19 protein-coding genes are annotated in these 19,581 nt (G+C 62.1%); 13 read left to right on the top strand and 6 right to left on the bottom strand.

Annotated features, from left to right (window positions below; all coding sequences use genetic code 11):
* Nucleotides 1-49: 49 nt before the first annotated feature.
* The 3 genes from HX851_RS33640 to HX851_RS33630 all read right to left on the bottom strand — a co-directional run bounded on the left by HX851_RS33640 (nt 50) and on the right by HX851_RS33630 (nt 2,430).
* Nucleotides 50-379, bottom strand: a complete 330-nt coding sequence (locus HX851_RS33640; protein WP_177064191.1) for an amidase — start codon at nt 377-379, stop codon at nt 50-52.
* The gene (locus HX851_RS33635; protein ID WP_177060711.1) at nt 376-1,476 is read right to left on the bottom strand and encodes a serine hydrolase domain-containing protein; all 1,101 of its coding nucleotides are present in this window, start codon (nt 1,474-1,476) and stop codon (nt 376-378) included. The genes HX851_RS33640 and HX851_RS33635 overlap by 4 nt, the downstream gene beginning before the upstream one ends.
* A gap of 75 nt (nt 1,477-1,551) precedes the next feature.
* Nucleotides 1,552-2,430, bottom strand: coding sequence for an acyl-CoA dehydrogenase family protein (locus tag HX851_RS33630; protein ID WP_177060713.1), 879 nt, complete (start codon nt 2,428-2,430; stop codon nt 1,552-1,554).
* A 130-nt stretch (nt 2,431-2,560) separates the two neighbouring features.
* On the opposite strand from HX851_RS33630, the gene olsB reads away from it, so the two are divergent.
* Both olsB and HX851_RS33620 read left to right on the top strand, forming a co-directional pair.
* On the top strand, nt 2,561-3,316 hold the full coding sequence (olsB, locus tag HX851_RS33625) for an L-ornithine N(alpha)-acyltransferase (protein ID WP_177060715.1): 756 nt from the start codon (nt 2,561-2,563) through the stop codon (nt 3,314-3,316).
* Nucleotides 3,316-4,122: a lysophospholipid acyltransferase family protein gene (locus tag HX851_RS33620; RefSeq protein WP_177064190.1), complete on the top strand. Its 807-nt coding sequence runs from the start codon at nt 3,316-3,318 to the stop codon at nt 4,120-4,122. The genes olsB and HX851_RS33620 overlap by 1 nt, the downstream gene beginning before the upstream one ends.
* Nucleotides 4,123-4,322: 200 nt before the next feature.
* On the opposite strand, the gene HX851_RS33615 is transcribed toward HX851_RS33620, so the two are convergent.
* Complete coding sequence (locus HX851_RS33615) at nt 4,323-4,904, bottom strand: acyl carrier protein phosphodiesterase (RefSeq protein WP_177060719.1); 582 nt, start codon at nt 4,902-4,904, stop codon at nt 4,323-4,325.
* 155 nt (nt 4,905-5,059) lie between these two features.
* Between HX851_RS33615 and HX851_RS33610 the strand changes: the two genes are divergently transcribed.
* The 7 genes from HX851_RS33610 (at nt 5,060) to HX851_RS33580 (ending at nt 11,217) form a co-directional block, all read left to right on the top strand.
* Complete coding sequence (locus HX851_RS33610; protein ID WP_177060721.1) at nt 5,060-5,362, top strand: ArsR/SmtB family transcription factor; 303 nt, start codon at nt 5,060-5,062, stop codon at nt 5,360-5,362.
* A 14-nt stretch (nt 5,363-5,376) separates the two neighbouring features.
* Nucleotides 5,377-6,543 carry an MFS transporter gene (locus HX851_RS33605; protein WP_177060723.1) on the top strand — a complete coding sequence of 389 codons (1,167 nt, stop codon included), beginning with the start codon at nt 5,377-5,379 and terminating at the stop codon, nt 6,541-6,543.
* 20 nt (nt 6,544-6,563) lie between these two features.
* Entirely contained in the window at nt 6,564-7,613 is a 1,050-nt protein-coding gene (locus HX851_RS33600; protein WP_177064189.1) for an alkene reductase, read from the top strand.
* Nucleotides 7,614-7,858: 245 nt separating this feature from the next.
* Complete coding sequence (locus tag HX851_RS33595; RefSeq protein ID WP_017127706.1) at nt 7,859-8,308, top strand: hypothetical protein; 450 nt, start codon at nt 7,859-7,861, stop codon at nt 8,306-8,308.
* Between the two features lie 183 nt (nt 8,309-8,491).
* Nucleotides 8,492-9,697: an ABC transporter permease gene (locus tag HX851_RS33590; RefSeq protein WP_177064188.1), complete on the top strand. Its 1,206-nt coding sequence runs from the start codon at nt 8,492-8,494 to the stop codon at nt 9,695-9,697.
* 143 nt (nt 9,698-9,840) lie between these two features.
* Complete coding sequence (locus HX851_RS33585; protein WP_177064187.1) at nt 9,841-10,287, top strand: hypothetical protein; 447 nt, start codon at nt 9,841-9,843, stop codon at nt 10,285-10,287.
* A gap of 63 nt (nt 10,288-10,350) precedes the next feature.
* Complete coding sequence (locus HX851_RS33580; protein WP_177064186.1) at nt 10,351-11,217, top strand: hypothetical protein; 867 nt, start codon at nt 10,351-10,353, stop codon at nt 11,215-11,217.
* Between the two features lie 12 nt (nt 11,218-11,229).
* Here the strand turns inward: HX851_RS33580 and HX851_RS33575 are convergent, their stop codons facing one another.
* Both HX851_RS33575 and emhR read right to left on the bottom strand, forming a co-directional pair.
* Nucleotides 11,230-12,117 carry a DMT family transporter gene (locus tag HX851_RS33575; RefSeq protein WP_177060728.1) on the bottom strand — a complete coding sequence of 296 codons (888 nt, stop codon included), beginning with the start codon at nt 12,115-12,117 and terminating at the stop codon, nt 11,230-11,232.
* Nucleotides 12,118-12,276: 159 nt separating this feature from the next.
* Nucleotides 12,277-12,909, bottom strand: a complete 633-nt coding sequence (emhR, locus tag HX851_RS33570; protein ID WP_177060729.1) for an efflux system transcriptional repressor EmhR — start codon at nt 12,907-12,909, stop codon at nt 12,277-12,279.
* A gap of 254 nt (nt 12,910-13,163) precedes the next feature.
* Here emhR and HX851_RS33565 point away from each other — a divergent pair, with 254 nt between their 5' ends.
* From HX851_RS33565 to HX851_RS33550, 4 genes are all read left to right on the top strand, one after another.
* On the top strand, nt 13,164-14,324 hold the full coding sequence (locus HX851_RS33565; RefSeq protein ID WP_177060730.1) for an efflux RND transporter periplasmic adaptor subunit: 1,161 nt from the start codon (nt 13,164-13,166) through the stop codon (nt 14,322-14,324).
* Between the two features lie 3 nt (nt 14,325-14,327).
* Nucleotides 14,328-17,480, top strand: coding sequence for an efflux RND transporter permease subunit (locus HX851_RS33560; RefSeq protein ID WP_177060732.1), 3,153 nt, complete (start codon nt 14,328-14,330; stop codon nt 17,478-17,480).
* Nucleotides 17,477-18,928 (top strand): AdeC/AdeK/OprM family multidrug efflux complex outer membrane factor, encoded by a 1,452-nt coding sequence (locus tag HX851_RS33555; RefSeq protein ID WP_177060733.1) that lies wholly within the window; start codon nt 17,477-17,479, stop codon nt 18,926-18,928. The genes HX851_RS33560 and HX851_RS33555 overlap by 4 nt, the downstream gene beginning before the upstream one ends.
* A gap of 305 nt (nt 18,929-19,233) precedes the next feature.
* Nucleotides 19,234-19,581 (top strand): OprD family outer membrane porin (locus HX851_RS33550; protein ID WP_177064185.1); only part of this gene is annotated, 348 nt, incomplete at its 3' end.

Genomic DNA, 19,581 nt, shown 5'->3' with positions numbered 1-19,581 from the left:
AACGTAGGCGTCACCTTAACCGGCGGCGGTTGAGGTGGCAAACGACGTCTCAGGGCTCCAGCCGACAGCCTTCGCGCTCACCGACCCAGACCGCCGTGCTGCTGCGCCCGAGGCCTTCGGCACTGACCCGGCGCTGGCTCGGGTCGTCGACAAAACGGCTGATCGGCACCGACTGTTTCACATAGCCGAGGCAGTAGTCGGCGGCATTGTTCATGACATACCGGCAGGAGCAATATTCCTTGGCGGTATAGGCACTGATGATCTGCGGAAAGGCCCGCAGGGCGACACGCTCGTGCCAGGTCCAGGAGAACAGCGCCAACAGCAGCAACGCCAGCAGGCTGAGAAACGGGCGGCGGCGGATAAACCCCGTGGACGTCATGGCAGCACCTTCGGCGCAAAGGCCACCATGGCCCGCTTGAGCAGTTCGTTGTGACGGTAGCTGCCGTCGCGGTCATCGCCATAGCGCACGATCACCAGGCCGGCGCTGGGAATCACGTACAACACCTGTCCCCAGTGCCCGAGGGCGGCGAAGGTATCCGACGGCGCGTCCGGCCAAGGCTTGGGCGCCCCGTCGATGGAGCGATTGAGCCACCACTGGCCTCCCGCCACGGCTTCATCCTGCCCCGGCTTGTAGCCGGGAAACGGGCGCCGGTTGAAATCGACCCAGGCCCTGGGCAGCAGTTGCCGGTCCTGCCAGTGGCCATTGCGCTCCATCAGCAGGCCGATCCGGGCCAGGTCGCGGGCGGTCATATAGGCGTAGGACGACGCCACGAAGGTGCCACTGCCATCACGCTCCCACACCGCACCGTGGATACCCAGCGGGTCGAACAGGGCCGTCCAGGGATAGTCCGGATAACGCTGGGCGCCGACGATATTGCGCAGGGCCGCCGCCAGGACGTTGCTGTCACCGCTGGAATAACGGAAAGCCCGGCCGGGTGCGCTGTACTCGCCATGACCGGCGGTATAGCCGGCCATGTCGGCATGGCCGAGGGTGTAGAGCATCGCCACCACCGAGGACTTCAGCGGCGCGTATTCATAGTCCTCCTGCCAGTCGATACCCGACGACCAGTTCAACAGGTGCTCCAGGGTGACCTTGGGGTGGGCCTGGAAAGCCGGGTAGAACTTCGCCACCGGATCGTGCAGTTGGAACAGCCCCTCGCCGTAGGCGACGCCCATGACCGTCGCCATGATGCTCTTGCTGATCGACCAGGTGAGGTGCGGGGTATCGACACGGGTCGGTCCGGCATATTGCTCGTAGACGATCCGGCCCTGGTGGATCACCAGCAAGGCGTCGGTGCGCACGCCTTTGCGGGTCGTATCGTCGCGCGGCGCAAAGGCATAGGCCTGCAGGGCTTCGACGGCAGGACCGGCAACCTTCGGCCCTTGGGCCCAGTCGGCACCGGGCCAGTTTTCGGCACGGACGGCGGAGGTGACAAGCAGCAGGAAAACCGCGAAAAAGGTCGAACCCTTGGGCATGGGGCAAGCTCGAAGAAATAGCCGCGGTCGAGTGTAAGCGGATTTGATGACAGTTCTGCTCAGCACTCTGTCTGCTCAGTGCGTTGCCAGGGCCTTCGCCAGGCGCCTGGCCCGTGCACCGGCGGCGATATCCAGCACCCCGCGATCACGCAGCCACATATCGCGCCACTCAGTGGGTCCCGACGCAAACGCTTTTTCCAGTTCGACCTTGAGGGCCTCGAACTGGGCAAACAGACCACCCAGCAACACATGCCCCGCTGCCGAAGACGGGTTTTGCCGGCTGGCTTCGGCGCAGCCGGCCAACACGCCCAGCAGGCGCAATTGCAGCGTCTGCGACCAGCCGCTGTCCTGGCCGACACCCTGCAGCCAGGCCGTCAGGGCACTGAGGACATAAATATCCTCCAGGGTTCGGAACGGCTTGATATAGGCATCCCAGCCATCACCGGCCAGGCGCTCGCAGGCGGCGTTATCGAAATGCACCCGGCCATGGCTGATATCCGGTATCAGCGGCAAGGGCGGCAGGCTCTCCAGGCGAATACCCGGCTCGCCCGGATAAACGATCACCAGGCTCAGGCGCGGCGAACCGCCTTCTTCTTCACTGCGCGCGGCCACCAGCAGCCAGTCGGCGGCATCACCGCCAGTGACGAAGTCCTTGTGCCCGGTCAGGCGCAGACCATCGAGACGGGTCTGCATATCGGCCGGACGCAGGCTGCGCTGCTCGGTCGCGCATAACGCGCCGAGGCTGGCCGGGGCGCTGGGCCAGAGCATGCGCAAGGCGGCCTGATACCCCACCAGGAACGCCAGCCCCGGCGAGGCCATGATCCGCCCTCCGCGCACCGCCAGTTCGAACGGCGTCACCGCTCCCAGCCCATCGAGCAGGACCGCGAAGCCCTCGCCCAGATCGGTCGGCACAGGCAGGCGTTGGGGCGGGTCGAGCAGGAATGACCAGGACATGGCGGGCTCCTTGGGGGCTGTCATATAAGCATCACCAAAGCTTCATGGCGATGACACCGGGGCTACATAGCCTGACTTTGCACAACAAAGTCGACTGGCCGCAACCCTGGCCGGCAACCGGAGACGCGTCATGACTCAGATCGCCCGCATCAGCGACACCGGCAATGAACGCCGCCTGCAAGCCGAACGCCTGTTGGGCGCCGCGGCCTTGCAAGAAGCCCAGGCCTTGCGCTTCAACGTTTTCAGCGGCGAGTTCAACGCCAAGCTGAAAGGCGCCGAGCTCGGCCTGGATATGGATGATTATGATGTGCACTGCCGCCACATCGGCGTGCGCGACCTGAACAGCGGCCGCCTGGTAGCAACCACCCGCCTGCTCGACCACAAGGCCGCCAATACCCTGGGCCGCTTCTACAGCGAAGAAGAATTCAGCCTGCATGGCCTCGGCCACTTGCAGGGCCCGATCCTGGAAATCGGCCGGACCTGCGTCGATCCGGCCTACCGCAACGGCGGCACCATCGCCGTGCTCTGGGGTGAGCTGGCCGAAGTACTCAACGAAGGCGGCTACAGCTACCTGATGGGTTGCGCGAGCATCCCGATGCAGGATGGCGGGATCCAGGCCCACGCGATCATGCAGCGTCTGCGTGAACGCTACCTGAGCACCGAACACCTGCGCGCCGAACCGAAGAAACCGCTGCCGTCGCTGGATATCCCCGGTAACGTCATCGCCGAGATGCCGCCGCTGCTCAAGGCCTACATGCGCCTGGGCGCGAAGATCTGTGGCGAGCCGTGCTGGGACGAAGACTTCCAGGTCGCCGATGTGTTCATCCTGCTCAAGCGCGACGAGTTGTGCCCGCGTTACGCCCGCCACTTCAAGGCGGCCGTGTAATGAGCCGGCTGCGGGTGTATGCGCGGATAGCCCGGGTGCTGCTGGTGGTCGCCCTCGGCTTGAGCATGGCCAGCGTGTTCGGTGTGTTCGAACGCCTGGGTATCGCCAACTCGATGGTCCGTCGCCAGCGCTGGTCGCGGTTTTTCATGGCCCGGCTGAGCAATGCCCTGCCTTTTCGCGTCACGGTCCGTGGCACTTTGCCGACCCAACCGATGCTGTGGGTCAGCAATCACGTGTCCTGGACCGACATCGCCCTGCTGGGCGCACTGACGCCATTGTCCTTCCTGTCCAAGGCCGAGGTCCGCACCTGGCCGGTGGCCGGCTGGTTGGCGGCGAAGGCCGGCAGCCTGTTCATCCGCCGTGGCTCGGGTGACAGTCAGTTGATCCGCAAGCAGATGAGCCGTCACCTGGAGCAACAGCATCCCTTGCTGATGTTCCCCGAAGGCACCACCACCGATGGCCGTTCGCTGCGTACCTTCCACGGTCGCCTGCTGTCGGCGGCCATCGATACGGACGTCTCGTTGCAACCGGTGGCGATCCGCTATCTGCGCGACGGGCAGCCTGACATGCTCGCACCCTTCATTGGCGACGATGATCTGCTCTCGCACCTGATGCGGCTGTTTTCCAATGACCAGGCCGAGGTGGAGATCCAGGTACTGGCACCGATTGCCTGCAACGGCCAGGAACGCGCGGCCCTGGCCTTCCAGGCCCAACAGGCGGTGCAGATGGCCCTGTTTGGCGAAGCCACCGAAGTGAAGCGTGCGATGCCACGTCCGGTCACAGCAGCCGAAGCCGAAGCCGCATAAACCCTGTAGGAGCCGGCTTGCCGGCGAAGAGGCCCGTCCGATCGTTCCCACGCTCCAGCGCGGGAATGCTGCCCGTGACGCTCTGCGTCGCAGAAGCGGACGCTGAGCGTCCATCGCGGCGTTACCACGCGGAGCGTGGGAACGATCAAAAGCTTCGCGGGCAAGCCCGGCTCCTACAAATCAGGGCAAACACCCGGCGATCAAGGCGCTTGCAACTGCTCCCGGGAAAACGCCTGCAACTGGGGATAGAAGCGCCGGAAATCTTCGCCCAGCGGCTCGTACAACAGCTCCAGCTCATGCATCGCATGAGCCAGTTCCTCGGGCCGTGACAAGCGCCGGGAAATCCCTCGCAGTACCTGGCGCAGCACGTCGAACTGCCGATACGAACCCAGCCAGTCATCGGCCGCCATATAGGGTGCGACCTGCGCCAGGCGCCCCGGCAACTGCGGCTCGCTCGCCAGGAGCCGGTAGACCCCGGCGGTAAAGCTGTCCAGCGAACCCTCGGCGTACAACGCCCAGTCCCGCGCCAGGCAATGATCGAAGAACACATCCAGGACGATCCCGGCATAACGCCGACGGGTCAGGCTGAAACGCGACAACGCCTGGTCCACCAGGGGATGCCGGTCGGTGAACACATCGATGCGCCGATGCAACTGGATCGCCGCCTCGATGGAGGGCGTGAATTGCCCGTCGACACGCCCCTTGACGAAATCGCCGTAGAGACTGCCGAGCAGTTGTTCCGGGCGCTGGCCGCCCAGATGGAGGTGTGCGAGATAATTCATGCCAAGCAGCTTAGCACCTTCGCCGTCTATATCGTTATAACCCGATATAGCGATTTATGCTGGAATCAGATCGAAATCATATTGGTATATCGTGAAGTAGCGATTTATATTTCGCCCCATCGCGATATACCGTTTTACCACCCTGAGACACTGCCATGACCATCGACCTCGACGAAATAATAAAAGCGCTGGCACACCCAGTACGCCGAGACATCCTCAACTGGCTGAAAGATCCGAAAACCCAGTTCCCGGACCAGCAGCACCACCATGAATTCGGCATCTGCGCCGGACAGATCGACCAACGCTGCGGCTTGTCGCAGTCGACCGTGTCCGCACACCTGGCAACGCTGCAACGGGCAGGCCTGATCAGCAGCCAGAAAGCCGGCCAGTGGCACTTCTTCAAACGCAACGAGGAAACCATCCAGGAGTTCCTCCGCATCATGAGCCAAGAGCTCTAAAAGGACCGCACACGATGCCCCTCTCGCTACTTATCCTGGCCCTGAGCGCCTTCGCCATCGGCACGACCGAGTTCGTCATCATGGGCCTGTTGCCCGATGTCGCGGCGGACCTCGGGGTCTCGATCCCCGGCGCTGGCTGGCTGGTGACCGGCTACGCCCTGGGCGTGGCCATCGGCGCGCCATTCATGGCCATGGCCACCGCCCGGCTGCCGCGCAAGGCCGCCCTGGTGGCCCTGATGGGCATCTTTATCATCGGCAACCTGCTTTGCGCGGTGGCCAGCGACTACAACGTGCTGATGATCGCCCGCATCGTCACCGCCCTGTGCCATGGCGCCTTCTTCGGTATCGGCTCGGTGGTGGCAGCCAACCTGGTCAGCCCGGACAAGCGTGCCTCGGCCGTGGCCCTGATGTTCACCGGCCTGACCCTGGCCAACGTGCTCGGCGTGCCCCTGGGTACCGCCCTCGGCCAACAGGCCGGCTGGCGCTCGACCTTCTGGGCGGTGACCGTTATCGGCGTGATCGCGCTGATCGGCCTGATCCGCTTCCTGCCGGCCAGGCGCGACGAGGAAAAACTCGACATGCGCGCCGAACTCGCGGCCCTCAAGGGGGCCGGCCTGTGGCTGTCCCTGAGCATGACCGCGCTGTTCTCGGCCTCGGTATTCGCCCTGTTCACCTACATCGCGCCATTGCTCGGCGAAGTCACCGGCGTCTCGCCACGGGGCGTGACCTGGACCCTGGTACTGATGGGCCTGGGCCTGACGGCCGGCAACATCATCGGCGGCAAGCTGGCGGACAAGAGCCTGTCGGCGACGCTGATCGGAGTCTTTATCGCCATGGCCGTCCTGGCCACCGTACTGACCTGGACCAGCCTGATCGTGGTTCCGGCTGAAATCACCCTGTTCCTCTGGGCCACCGCCTGTTTCGCCGCCGTGCCCGCATTGCAGGTCAACGTGGTGACCTATGGCCAGGCCGCACCGAACCTGGTCTCGACCCTGAACATCGGCGCCTTCAACGTCGGCAACGCCCTTGGCGCCTGGATCGGCGGCAGTGTCATCGCCCACGGTTTCGGCCTTACCAGCGTGCCCCTGGCCGCCGCGGCACTGGCGGTGCTCGCGCTGCTGGTGACCCTGATCACGTTTCGCCAGAGCGGCAATGCCGACCTGGCTCCCGCTACCAACTAATCATCAAGAGGGTTGTACACATGACCACTATTTTCGATCCAATCAAGCTGGGCGACCTCGAACTGCCGAACCGCATCATCATGGCACCGCTGACCCGCTGCCGTGCCGATGAAGGCCGTGTACCGAACGCCCTGATGGCCGAGTACTACGTCCAGCGCGCCTCCGCCGGCCTGATCCTCAGCGAAGCGACCTCGGTCACCCCGATGGGCGTCGGCTACCCTGACACCCCAGGCATCTGGTCCAACGACCAGGTGCGTGGCTGGAGCAACGTCACCAAGGCCGTACACGCCGCCGGTGGCCGGATCTTCCTGCAACTGTGGCACGTCGGCCGGGTTTCCCACACCTCGTACCTGAACGGCGAGCTGCCGGTCGCACCGAGCGCCATCCAACCCAAGGGCCACGTCAGCCTGGTCCGTCCATTGGCCGACTACCCGACGCCGCGGGCACTGGAAACCGCTGAAATCGCCGATATCGTCGACGCCTACCGCGTCGGTGCGGAAAACGCCAAGGCTGCCGGTTTCGACGGCGTGGAAATCCACGGCGCCAACGGCTACCTGCTCGACCAGTTCCTGCAGAGCAGCACCAACCAGCGTACCGACAACTATGGCGGCTCCCTGGAAAACCGTGCCCGCCTGTTGCTCGAAGTCACCGACGCCGTGGTGGAAGTCTGGGGCGCCGGCCGTGTCGGCATGCACCTGGCACCACGCGCCGACTCCCACGACATGGGCGACGAGAACCTCTCGGAAACCTTCACCTACGTTGCACGTGAGCTGGGCAAACGCGGTATCGCCTTCATCTGCTCCCGCGAGAAGGAAGCCGGCGACAGCCTCGGCCCACAATTGAAGGCGGCGTTCGGCGGTCCCTACATCGCCAACGAGCGCTTCACCAAGGACAGCGCCAATGCCTGGCTGGCCGGCGGCAAGGCCGACGCGGTGGCCTTCGGCGTACCGTTCATTGCCAACCCGGACCTGCCGGCACGCCTGAAGGCCGACGCAGCGCTGAACGATGCCCACCCTGAAACCTTCTACGGCAAGGGCCCGGTCGGCTACATCGACTACCCGACGCTCTAAGCCGCAAGCAACACGCTGACAGTCGCAAGAAAAAGCCCCGGTTCGTCAGAGCCGGGGCTTTTTTGCATCTGCCAAACTTCACTACATCACTATCGGAAAACACTCACAGGACAAAGGGCGCTTTGTCGAGGGTATTCCTCGCCACAGTCCGCATACTTACACGACGCTTTTCCTCCCCTCTCCGGAAAAGCGTGCAACGCCATGGAATGGCGTTGCTTCCAAGATCCGACCTAAAAGGAATTAACATGACTCTCCTGCTGCAATCCTTCAGCATCGCGCTGTTCTGCGGTGCCCTGTCCGCCCTGCTTTCATTTGCCGCCTATGCGTCAGGCATCGTCACCGCGGTGGAAATCCACAACGACTCCTCCCAGCCCCTGGAGTTGCTGGGCACCGGCATCGACCTGAATGGCGCCTCGCCTTCGAGCTTTTCCATTGCCGGCGGCGAGCGGCGGGAACTGAAGCTCGCCGGACCACGGGCCTGGTTCATCTACGGCTCGGGGCCCCGCAAGTGCCGCTTCGTGGCCCAGCACTCCCTGCAACAGCGCTTCGCCCAGGCGCCCCGCCACAGCTACCTGCCGGTGTGGACACGGGAAGCCGAGTCGATCGGCGAACGCCGGGCATCCTGCAAGGCCCGGCTGAACAAGACGCTCAAGGCCCCGCCCTACAGCTATAGCGTGAAATTCAGCATGAGCTGAGCCATTGAGTACCCGGTGAGGTGCCTGCTTCACCAGGCGCTTCGGCGTCGCTCGACTCGCTACCGGCAATAGAAAATTCCCACACAACAAGCGGAAACCATTCCTATTTAGCCCCCCTTCCAACGGCCGACTCTTATGAGGCATCTGCGCTACGCAGTGATCGGTCCAAAGGAAGAGTGCGGCATGATCCATCTCGAACATTACGGCCCCCTCCCGCGCCAGGTACTCGCCGAGGCTATCGCCAACCTGTGGCTGGCCGGCCGACGCACCTGGCTGAGCCTGTTGGGCCTAGTGGTCGGCAGCGGCTCGATCGTTGCCCTGCTGAACATCGGCAACAGTGCGCAAGCCGAAGCCCTGCGTTCGTTCCAGGCCATGGGGACGGACATGCTGGTCGTCAGCTTCCCGCCGAGCGGCAAAACCTCCCGGACACCCACCACGACGCTCGATCCGGCCACCTTGCGCAACGCCCTGCCCCATCTGATCGATATTGCCCCCGTCAGCCTGTATTCCACGCGTTTGCGCCGGTCTGCAATCGAGGTCGACAGCGCCCTGCTCGGCACCACTGGCGATCTGGCGGCGGCCCTGGACCTGCAGATGCGCGACGGTCGTTTCCTGAGCGTATTCGATCGCCGGGAAACCTTTGCCGTGGTCGGCGCAGAGGTCGCACGACAATTATCGGAACAGGGCCGTCCCCTGCGCCCGGGTGACCAATTGCCTATCGAGGGCTATCTGTTCGATGTCATCGGCATTGCGGCTCGCCAGCCCAATAATCCATTGTTGCCACTGGACATCAATCACTCGATCGTGATCCCCGTGCACAGTCTGCAACGGTTATTTAGCGAGCCGAAAATCGACAGCCTGATTATCAGGATCGCGCCGGATGCCGACCCGCACGCCATGGCGCAAGCACTGAAGGTCCGTTTGCGGGCCCTGCTCCGGGGCCGGGATGTCGAGGTGCGGATACCGCAGCAACTGCTCGACGGTCTGAAGCGCCAGGCCGCCACCTTCTCCCGACTGCTGGCCGGACTCGGCGGCATTGTCCTGCTGGTGGCGGGCGTCGGGGTGATGAACGTGATGTTGATGAACCTCGCCGAACGTCGACGGGAAATCGGCCTGCGCCTGGCACTCGGTGCCCGCCCCCGGGATATCCGCGATGCCTTTCTCTGCGAGGCCCTGTGCATGTCGCTGCTCGGTGCCCTGCTGGGAGCGGTTCTGGGAAGCCTGGTCGCGCTGATCTTCAGTCATCTTGCCGGCTGGTCCCTGCATCTGGCCCCCGAAGCGTTGCTGCTCGGGATCGGCAGTTCGCTGTTGACCGGGCTGTTCTTTGGCCTGCATCCGGCGCTGAAAGCCTCTCGCCTGCAACCGGTGGAGGCGCTTCGTGATGACTGATCCGATACCTGCCGCCTGCCGCGCCCTTCCGGGTCCTGGCCTCCCTCAGTACAGCCACGCGCCCAGGGGACCGCCCATGAAAACCCGGAGCCGGCATGTCCCATAAAACATAAACAACACGCTCTTTTTTCAGGAATACCCTCATGAAAAAGCTGCTTTCGCTCGCCTTGCTTTTGGCAAGTACCCCAACTTTCGCCACCGACGTGAGCATTACCAAATCGGCAAAACCGCCGAGTATGTTCAGCTATATCAATACAGGCACCTCAACACATCGGATATTACTCGCCGATTTCGCTCATCCGACAAACTTTATGATGAAGCTCAGAGAGATTCGTTGGACTACAACGCTTTTTCCAGACGCAATAAATGAAAGGGTCCGACTTTGTTATTTCGAGCCTTACTCCAATACAGAAGTAGAAACAGACTGCCAATTCATTAATCCAAACTCGACCGGAAGCATCAATCGCTTTAACGGAAAAAAATTTGGACATGGCGTAAAGATCCACATCACCCACATGTCGGAAGACCTGGAAAAGCCCGCCCATGCGCTGGGGGAAGACGCTATTACTTTTGAATACAGCTACCAGTGACAAAGTTTCTCCGTCAGCACATAGGTGCTGACGGATTTTTACTATACCCAGAGAACTGAAAACATGAAAATCACCCAGTCAGAAAATCCATACAATTTCCCTTCAGCCCGAATGAAAGCGGCACCAGCTCCACCCACTACAAAGAACAGTGTACCAGCCACCACGTCAAACTCTGTTTCCCTAAGCGGCGAGGCATTACTGATCACCCACCTCTATGGCGGGGAACTCAACCCACCCTTTGAAACAGTTCTGGACACCACCAAGAGCGGAAAATATTACCTGACCAAAGCCGACAGAGATCTACTGGCGCGCATCTATGAGTTTGCTCAAGAACAAGGCGCCGCGCCAAGATACGTCACCTCCCTCGCGAGGGAGTTGGCCGATTACCGTCAATTCAAGAATGGTGCCCTGCTGGGAAGTTTGAACAGTGGCGACATATACGATATTGAAGGACACCAGTTGAGCTACAGCTTTATCGACAAGGACGCTGCAACGGCTGCACGTATTCTCGATGGCGAAGCCATAAAAGGCAGCGCTCTGGACCAAGGTTTCCTGCGTTATCTCCTTGATCCCGGTTACAGTGCTTTCAATATCTGCGACTTCGATTTTCTGGAAAAGGTCGTCACCCGATTTTCCACCACAGGCGACCCGGAGGTGGCGCTTGCGCCACACTTCCAGACTTATCAGAGGCACCAAAGCTACATCGAACATAAATCCCGCGAGATTCTGAACCCCCTGGCCTTGGAACGCCTGGCAAGACAGAAACAGGAGGCCACGGGGCAAAATCCTGCGGCGCCAAATCCGGCACCGGACTCGGAAAAAGCCGAAACCCTGCAGGACATCTGGCGCAGAAGTCTGCTCCAGATGGTCCGCAATGGCGGCTGGCAATCATCACTGGCGACCTTTCTCAGCCGAAATCGCAATGGCTGAATACCCAGGGGGTCAACCGCGCTTGCGTTGCCCCCAGGCCACCGCCAGTCCACTCAGACAGATCACCGCGATCCCGGCCACGGCGAACATGTCCGGCGTGTGATCGAAAATCAGGTAGCCATACATACCCGCGAACAGGATCTGTCCGTAGCTGAACGGCGCCAGCATCGCCGGCGCCGCGTGGCGGAAGGCCTGGGTCAGGAACATGTGGCCGAGCATGCCGCAGGTCCCCAGGCCGATCATGAACAGGCCATGGACCAGAGTCGGGGTGCTCCAGAAAAACGGCAGCAACGCGCTCATGATCAGACTGTTGAGGATGCCAGTGAGGAAGTTGCTGGTGGTCGGGCTGTCGACACCACTGAGCATCCGGGTCAGCAACTGATAAAAGCCGAAACACAACGCCGAACACAGTGGCAGCAGGATCGCCGGGGTGAACAATGCCCCGCCCGGCCGCACCACGATCAGCACCCCGACAAAACCGGCGATCACCGCCGCCCATTGTCCCCGGCTCACGCGCTCGCCCAGCAGCGGCACCGACAAGGCGGTCACCAGCAAGGGCGCGAGAAAGTTGACCGAGGTGGCTTCCGCCAGGGGGATATAACGCAGGCCAGTGGTAAAAAACAGGCTGGTGCCGATCAGGCACAAGGCGCGCAACAATTGCAGGCCGGGACGCCGGGTGCGTACCACCGCGGAAAAGCCACTGCGGGGTACGAAGACCACCAGCATCAGCAGGGTGTGGACCACATAGCGGGCCCAGACCACCATCACGATCGGGTAGAAACCCGACAGGTACTTGGACAAGGCATCGTGGCTGGCGAACAGCAACACCGCCACGCCGATCAGGGCAATACCCTTGAGTGGCTGCTCGGCACTCTTGTGCAGCAGGTTCGATACATTCATTCACACGCTCGCAACAAATTTGCTACAAAATACTTAGCACACTAACTACCAAGTTTCAGCTCACAGGTATATAAATGTTGCCCGCTGTCGGCAACTGAGCTGTTTTTTTGTTACTAGCGTTAAATGTTGACACAACTAGACTCAATTACGCATTTTGACTCAATTGCGCAGGCTGGGGCTCAGGAGCAGCATATCCAATCCTGTATCGACCCAGCGCTCGGCATCTCCAGCCAGGTTGAAGCTGTCGGGGGCCAGCAACCATTGATAGAGAATGCCATCGATCCAGGCATGGATACTGATGGCGGCGCGGGCCGTATCGAGATTCCCGGGAAGCTGTCCTCGGTTCACTGCATTACGCAAGGCCAGTTCGATGTGCACGTTGCAGTCCAGGCTGGCAGCACGTCGCTGGCGACGCAGATCACACATTTCATCGGTGAACTCGCACTTATGAAACAGAATTTCATTGATGCGCCGGACCTTCGGATCAAGGGCAACCTGCTGAAAGTAGTGCACCAGCAGTTGGCGCATGCACCCCAGCGGATCAAGCTCCTCCTGGTTTTCGCTGGCCTTGGCCAGGTCATCCAGAGGCTCGCGCAGCGAGTCGAGCATCGCCTGCACCAGATCGGCCTTGTTGCTGAAGTGCCAATAGATGGCGCCACGGGTCACACCTGCCAGGGTCGCGATATCGGCCAGGGTCGTGCGCGCCACACCACGCTCGTAGAACGCCTTTTCGGCAGCTTCGAGTATCTGGCTGCGGGTTTCCTGAGCTTCCTCTTTGGTGCGACGGACCATGGCAGTACAACCTCAATCAGGGGGCCTCGGACGGCCCCTGGGCTTGATCCGAGATTAACGACGGGCGGCGATTCTTATGCCTTTTCCCGAAATGAATTCAATGCTTTGTTACTACTTTCACGAAAAGTGCAAGTATTTACAAACAACCATGAATGTAAGTATATTCATTAGCAACCTATTTATCCAGTCGGATCACCTTTAATACCCTTCCACTATTCTTGTGCGCATCGTGCGCGCCTGACCCGAGGATCTTCATGCAACTCAAGCCAGCTGTTACCGCTCTGGTCACCGCCGTCGCCCTGGCATCGCTGCTCAGCGGATGTAAAGAGGAAAAGGCCGCCCCGGCAGCCCCTCCCGCGCCTCAGGTCGGCGTCGTTACCCTGCAGACCCAGACCTTCACCCTGACCTCCGACCTGCCGGGCCGGACCACGGCCTATCGCATCGCGGAAGTCCGGCCACAGGTCAACGGCATCATTCTCAAGCGCCTGTTCAAGGAAGGCGGCGATGTCAAAGCCGGCCAGCAGCTCTATCAGATCGATCCGTCGGTCTATGAAGCGACCCTGAAGAGCGCCGAGGCGAACCTGCAATCGACCAAGTCGATTGCCGACCGCTACAAGCAACTGGTGAACGAACAGGCAGTCAGCCGCCAGGAGTACGACACCGCCGTCGCCAACCGCCTGCAATCGGAAGCAGCCCTGCAAAGCGCCCAGATCAACGTGCGCTACACCAAGGTGTATGCACCGCTGTCCGGACGTATCGGCCGCTCTTCGGTGACCGAAGGCGCACTGGTCAGCTCCGGCCAGGCCGATGCCATGGCGACGATCTCGCAGCTCGACCCGATCTACGTCGACGTCACGCAGTCCACCGCGGAGCTGCTGCAACTGCGCCGCGACCTGGAAAGCGGTCGCCTGCAGAAAGCCGGCGACAACGCCGCGACGGTCAAGCTGACCCTCGAAGACGGCAGCCAGTACACGCAGGACGGCAAGCTGGAGTTCTCGGAAGTCACCGTGGACGAAACCACCGGTTCCGTGACCCTGCGGGCGGTGTTCCCCAACCCCGATCACACCCTGTTGCCCGGTATGTTCGTGCATGCCCAGTTGCAGGCCGGTGTGAAGAGCGCCGCGATCCTCGCCCCGCAACAAGGCGTGACCCGCGACCTCAAGGGCGTGCCGACCGCGATGGTCGTCGGTCCCGACAACAAGGTCGAGCTGCGCCAGCTCAAGGCCACCCGTACCGTCGGCAGCCAATGGCTGATCGAGGACGGCCTGAAAGCCGGCGACCGCGTGATCACCGAAGGTCTCCAGTTCGTGCGTCCTGGCATTGAAGTCAAGGCCACCGAAGCCACCAACGTGAAGGCAGCCAACCCGGCGCCTGCCCCGGCCACAGAAAAAGCCGCGGGCAGCAAAGGGGAGTAAACCATGTCGAAATTTTTTATCGACCGTCCGATCTTCGCCTGGGTTATCGCCCTGGTGATCATGCTGGTCGGGGCTCTATCGATCCTCAAGCTGCCGATCAACCAGTACCCGGCCATTGCTCCACCGGCCATCGCGATTGCCGTGACCTACCCGGGCGCCTCCGCGCAGACCGTGCAGGACACCGTGGTCCAGGTGATCGAGCAGCAACTCAACGGTATCGACAACCTGCGCTACATCGAGTCGTCGAGTAACTCCGACGGCAGCATGACCATCACCGCGACCTTCAATCAGGGCACCAGCCCCGATACCGCCCAGGTCCAGGTCCAGAACAAGCTGAACCTGGCGACCCCGCTGCTGCCACAGGAAGTGCAGCAACAGGGTATCCGCGTGACCAAGTCGGTGAAGAACTTCCTGCTGGTCATCGGTGTGGTATCGACCGACGGCAGCATGGTCAAGGAAGACCTGGCGAACTACATCGTCTCCAACATGCAGGACCCGATCTCACGGACTCCGGGTGTCGGTGACTTCCAGGTGTTCGGTGCCCAGTACGCGATGCGCATCTGGCTCGACCCGGCCAAGCTGAACAACTTCAAGCTGACCCCGGTTGACGTGAAGAACGCCATTGCCGCACAGAACGTCCAGGTATCCTCCGGGCAACTGGGCGGCCTGCCGGCCATGCCCGGCCAGCAGTTGAACGCCACCATCATCGGCAAGACCCGCCTGCAGACCGCCGAACAGTTCAAGGCGATACTGCTCAAGGTCAACCAGGACGGCTCGCAAGTGCGCCTGGGCGATGTCGCCGATGTCGGTCTCGGCGGTGAAAACTACAGCGTCAACGCCCAGTACAACGGCAAGCCGGCATCCGGCCTGGCCGTGAAACTCGCCGCCGGCGCCAACGCCCTGGACACCGCCAAGGCCTTGCGCCAGACCATTGCCAAGCTGCAGCCGTTCTTCCCGCCAGGCATGGAGGTGGTGTTCCCGTACGACACCACGCCAGTGGTGACCGAATCGATCAAGGGCGTGGTTGAAACCCTGGTCGAGGCGATCGTGCTGGTGTTCCTGGTGATGTTCCTGTTCCTGCAGAACTTCCGCGCCACCATCATCACCACCATGACCGTACCGGTGGTATTGCTCGGCACCTTCGGGATCCTCGCGGCGGCCGGCTTCAGCATCAACACCCTGACCATGTTCGGTATGGTGCTTGCCATCGGCCTGCTGGTGGACGATGCCATCGTCGTGGTGGAAAACGTCGAGCGGGTGATGAGCGAGGAAGGCCTGTCACCCAAGGAAGCCACCAAGAAATCCATGGGGCAGATCCAGGGCGCACTGGTGGGTATCGCTCTCGTGCTCTCGGCGGTACTGCTGCCGATGGCGTTCTTCGGCGGTTCCACCGGGGTGATCTACAAGCAGTTCTCGATCACCATCGTCTCGGCCATGGCCCTGTCGGTGATGGTCGCCCTGATCTTCACCCCGGCGCTCTGCGCGACCATGCTCAAACCGATTGCCAAGGGCGACCACGGCACTTCCAAGCGCGGCTTCTTCGGCTGGTTCAACCGCAACTTCGACCGCAGTGTGCGCGGCTACGAACGTACCGTGGGCAGCATCCTGCGACACAAGGCACCGTACCTGCTGGTCTACGTGATCATCTTTGCCGGCATGATCTGGCTGTTCTCCCGTATCCCCACTTCGTTCCTGCCGGAAGAAGACCAGGGCGTGCTGTTCGCCCAGGTCCAGACGCCATCGGGCTCCAGTGCCGAGCGGACCCAGGTGGTGCTCGACGAAATGCGCTCGTACCTGCTGGACAAGGAAGGCGACACCGTCAACTCGGTCTTTACCGTGAACGGCTTCAACTTCGCCGGTAACGGTCAGAGCTCGGGCCTGGCGTTCATCATGCTCAAGCCCTGGCACGAACGCTCCACGGCCAACAACGTGTTCGCCCTGGCGGCCCGTGCGCAGCAGCACTTCTTCACGTTCCGCGATGCGATGGTGTTTGCCTTCGCCCCCCCCGCGGTACTGGAGTTGGGTAACGCCATCGGTTTCGACGTGTACCTGCAGGACCAGGCCGGTATCGGTCACGAGAAGCTGATGGCCGCGCGTAACCAGTTCCTTGGCATGGCGGCACAGAGCAAGGTGCTCACCCAGGTGCGTCCCAACGGCCTGAACGATGAACCGCAGTACCAACTGAGCATCGACGACGAGCGCGCCAGTGCCCTGGGCGTATCGCTCGCGGACATCAACAACAGCCTGTCGATTGCGCTGGGGGGCAGTTACGTCAACGACTTCATCGACCGTGGCCGGGTGAAGAAGGTGTTCGTACAGGGCAAGCCGAGTTCACGGATGAGTCCTGAAGACCTGCAGAAATGGTACGTGCGCAACAGCGCCGGGATCATGGTGCCGTTCTCCGCGTTCGCCAAGGGCGAGTGGGTCTACGGCTCGCCGAAGCTGTCGCGTTTCAACGGTGTTTCCGCCGTGGAAGTGCTCGGTGCCCCGGCGCCTGGCTACAGTACCGGCCAAGCCCTGGCTGAGGTCGAGGCCCTCGCCCAGAAACTGCCGGCGGGTGTCGGGATTTCCTGGGTCGGCCTGTCGTACGAAGAGAAGCAGTCGGGCTCCCAGGCGCCGGCGCTGTTCGCCCTGTCGCTGCTGATGGTGTTCCTGTGCCTTGCCGCGCTGTACGAAAGCTGGTCGATTCCGATCGCCGTGGTACTGGTGGTACCGCTGGGGATTATCGGTGCGCTGCTGGCGACCACCTTCCGCGGGCTGTCCAACGACGTGTACTTCCAGGTGGGTCTGTTGACCACCATCGGGCTGGCGGCGAAAAACGCCATCCTGATCGTGGAGTTCGCCAAGGAACTGCATGAACAGGGCCGGACCCTGGTCGACGCCGCCATCGAGGCGTGCCGCATGCGTCTGCGTCCGATCATCATGACCTCCCTGGCATTCATCCTCGGCGTGGTGCCCCTGGCGATCTCCACTGGTGCCGGCTCAGGCAGCCAACATGCCATCGGTACCGGCGTAATTGGCGGTATGATCACCGCAACGATCCTGGCGATCTTCTGGGTGCCGCTGTTCTTCGTATCCGTGTCGTCCATCGGCGGCGAGAAGAAGCACAAGAAGCCAGACACTACTGAAACTCCAAGCAACGAGGCTGGCCAATGAGCAAGTCCCTTCTCTCCGTAGCGGTCGCCGCCTTCGTGCTCAGCGGCTGCTCGTTGATTCCCGACTACCAGCGCCCGCAAGCGCCGGTAGCGGCTCAGTACCCGCAAGGACCGGCCTACTCGCCGGCCCAGGCGGCGAATGTCGCGGCAGCCGAACAGGGCTGGCGCCAGTTCTTCAGCGACCCGGCCCTGCAACAGCTGATCCAGGTGGCGCTGGAAAACAACCGCGACCTGCGTGTCGCGGCCCTGAACATCGACGCCTACCGCGCCCAGTACCAGATCCAGCGTGCCGACCTGTTCCCGGCGGTCAGCGCCGACGGCAGCGGCAGCCGCCAGCGCCTGCCGGCCGACGCTTCGTCAACCGGCAAGGCGGGGATCAACAGCCAGTACTCGGCCACCCTCGGCGTCAGCTCCTATGAGCTGGACCTGTTCGGACGGATCCGCAGCCTGAGCGAGCAGGCATTGCAGACTTACTTCGCCAGCGAAGAAGCCCGCCGCACCACGCAGATCAGCCTGGTGGCCAGCGTCGCCAACGCCTACCTGACCTGGCAGGCCGACAAGGAACTGCTCAAGCTGACCCAGGACACCCTGGCGGCCTACGAGGAAAGCTACAAGCTGACCTCGCGCAGCAACGAAGTCGGCGTGGCCTCCGCCCTGGACCTGAGCCAGTCGCGGACCTCGGTGGAAGGCGCACGGGTCAAGCTGGCGCAGTTCACCCGCCAGGTCGCCGAAGACCAGAACAGCCTGACGCTGCTGCTGGGCGCCGGTTTGCCGGCCAACCTGCCAGCGGCCCAGCCTCTGTCGGCCAAGCTGCTCAGCGACATGCCCGCTGGCCTGCCGTCTGACCTGCTGCAACGACGTCCGGACATTCTCGGTGCCGAGCACCAGTTGATGGCGGCCAATGCCAATATCGGCGCGGCGCGCGCGGCATTCTTCCCGAGCATCAGCCTGACCGCCAATGCCGGGACCTTGAGCCCGGACCTGGGCGGCCTGTTCAAGGGCGGTTCGGGAACCTGGTTGTTCTCGCCGAAGATCAGCATCCCGATCTTCAACGCCGGTAGCCTGAAAGCCAGCCTGGACTACTCGAAGATCCAGAAGGACATCAGCGTCGCCAACTACGAGAAAGCGATCCAGACCGGCTTCCAGGAAGTCTCCGATGGCCTGGCCGCACGCCAGACCTTCAACCAGCAGTTGCAGGCACAGCGTGATCTGGTCGCCGCCAACCAGGACTACTACCGCCTGGCCGAGCGTCGCTACCGCATTGGTGTCGACAGCAACCTGACCTTCCTCGATGCCCAGCGCCAGCTGTTCACTGCCCAGCAATCGCTGATCAGCGATCGCCTGTCGCAACTCACCAGCGAGGTCAACCTGTACAAGGCCCTCGGCGGTGGCTGGAACGAGCAGACCGGTCAGGCCCGCCCGATCGACGAGACACCCCCGAAGGGCTGAGGCCTTTCATGCGACACAAAAAACCCGCCATCGGCGGGTTTTTTCATGCCGGCACTGTTCCGTTCGGTAATCGCCCAGAACCGCCAAAGCGCGATTGAACCGGGCGGTGGGTCCAACGCAACATTCCCTCGCACAGAGCCATACCTCTCAATCCATACCAATAACAACAGGTTCATCCGCCATGCCTCGACGCCCTGCCCTCAGCGGCTGATCACACCCGCCCGTTCCCTGTTCACACCTTTTGTCTGCACCTTCTGGTTGCGGCTGCGCCCTGCTTCATCCCTAACAATTAGAGAGACCGATCCATGAAGCCACTGAACACGAGCAAGCTGTCCTCCCTTACGCTGCTGGCCCTCGCCATTACCGCGGCGACCCTGCCGGCAATGGCCGAGGAACATGGCTTTGTGGAAGACGCCCAGGCCACCCTGAACCTGCGTAATTTCTATATCAATCGCAACTACACCAACCCCGCCTACACCCAGGGCAAGGCCGAGGAATGGACCCAGAACTTCATCCTCGATGCGAAATCCGGTTTTACCCAGGGTACGGTCGGCTTCGGTCTCGATCTGCTCGGCACCTTTTCCCAGAAGCTCGACGGCGGCAAAGGCACTGGTGGTACACAGTTGCTGCCACTGGACCGTGACGGGCGCCCG

Source organism: Pseudomonas gingeri, from assembly GCF_013385635.1.
Taxonomy (GTDB): Bacteria; Pseudomonadota; Gammaproteobacteria; order Pseudomonadales; family Pseudomonadaceae; genus Aquipseudomonas; species Aquipseudomonas gingeri_A.
Note: the sequence above shows the minus strand (reverse complement) of the source record. Positions and strands in the feature narration are given on the sequence as shown.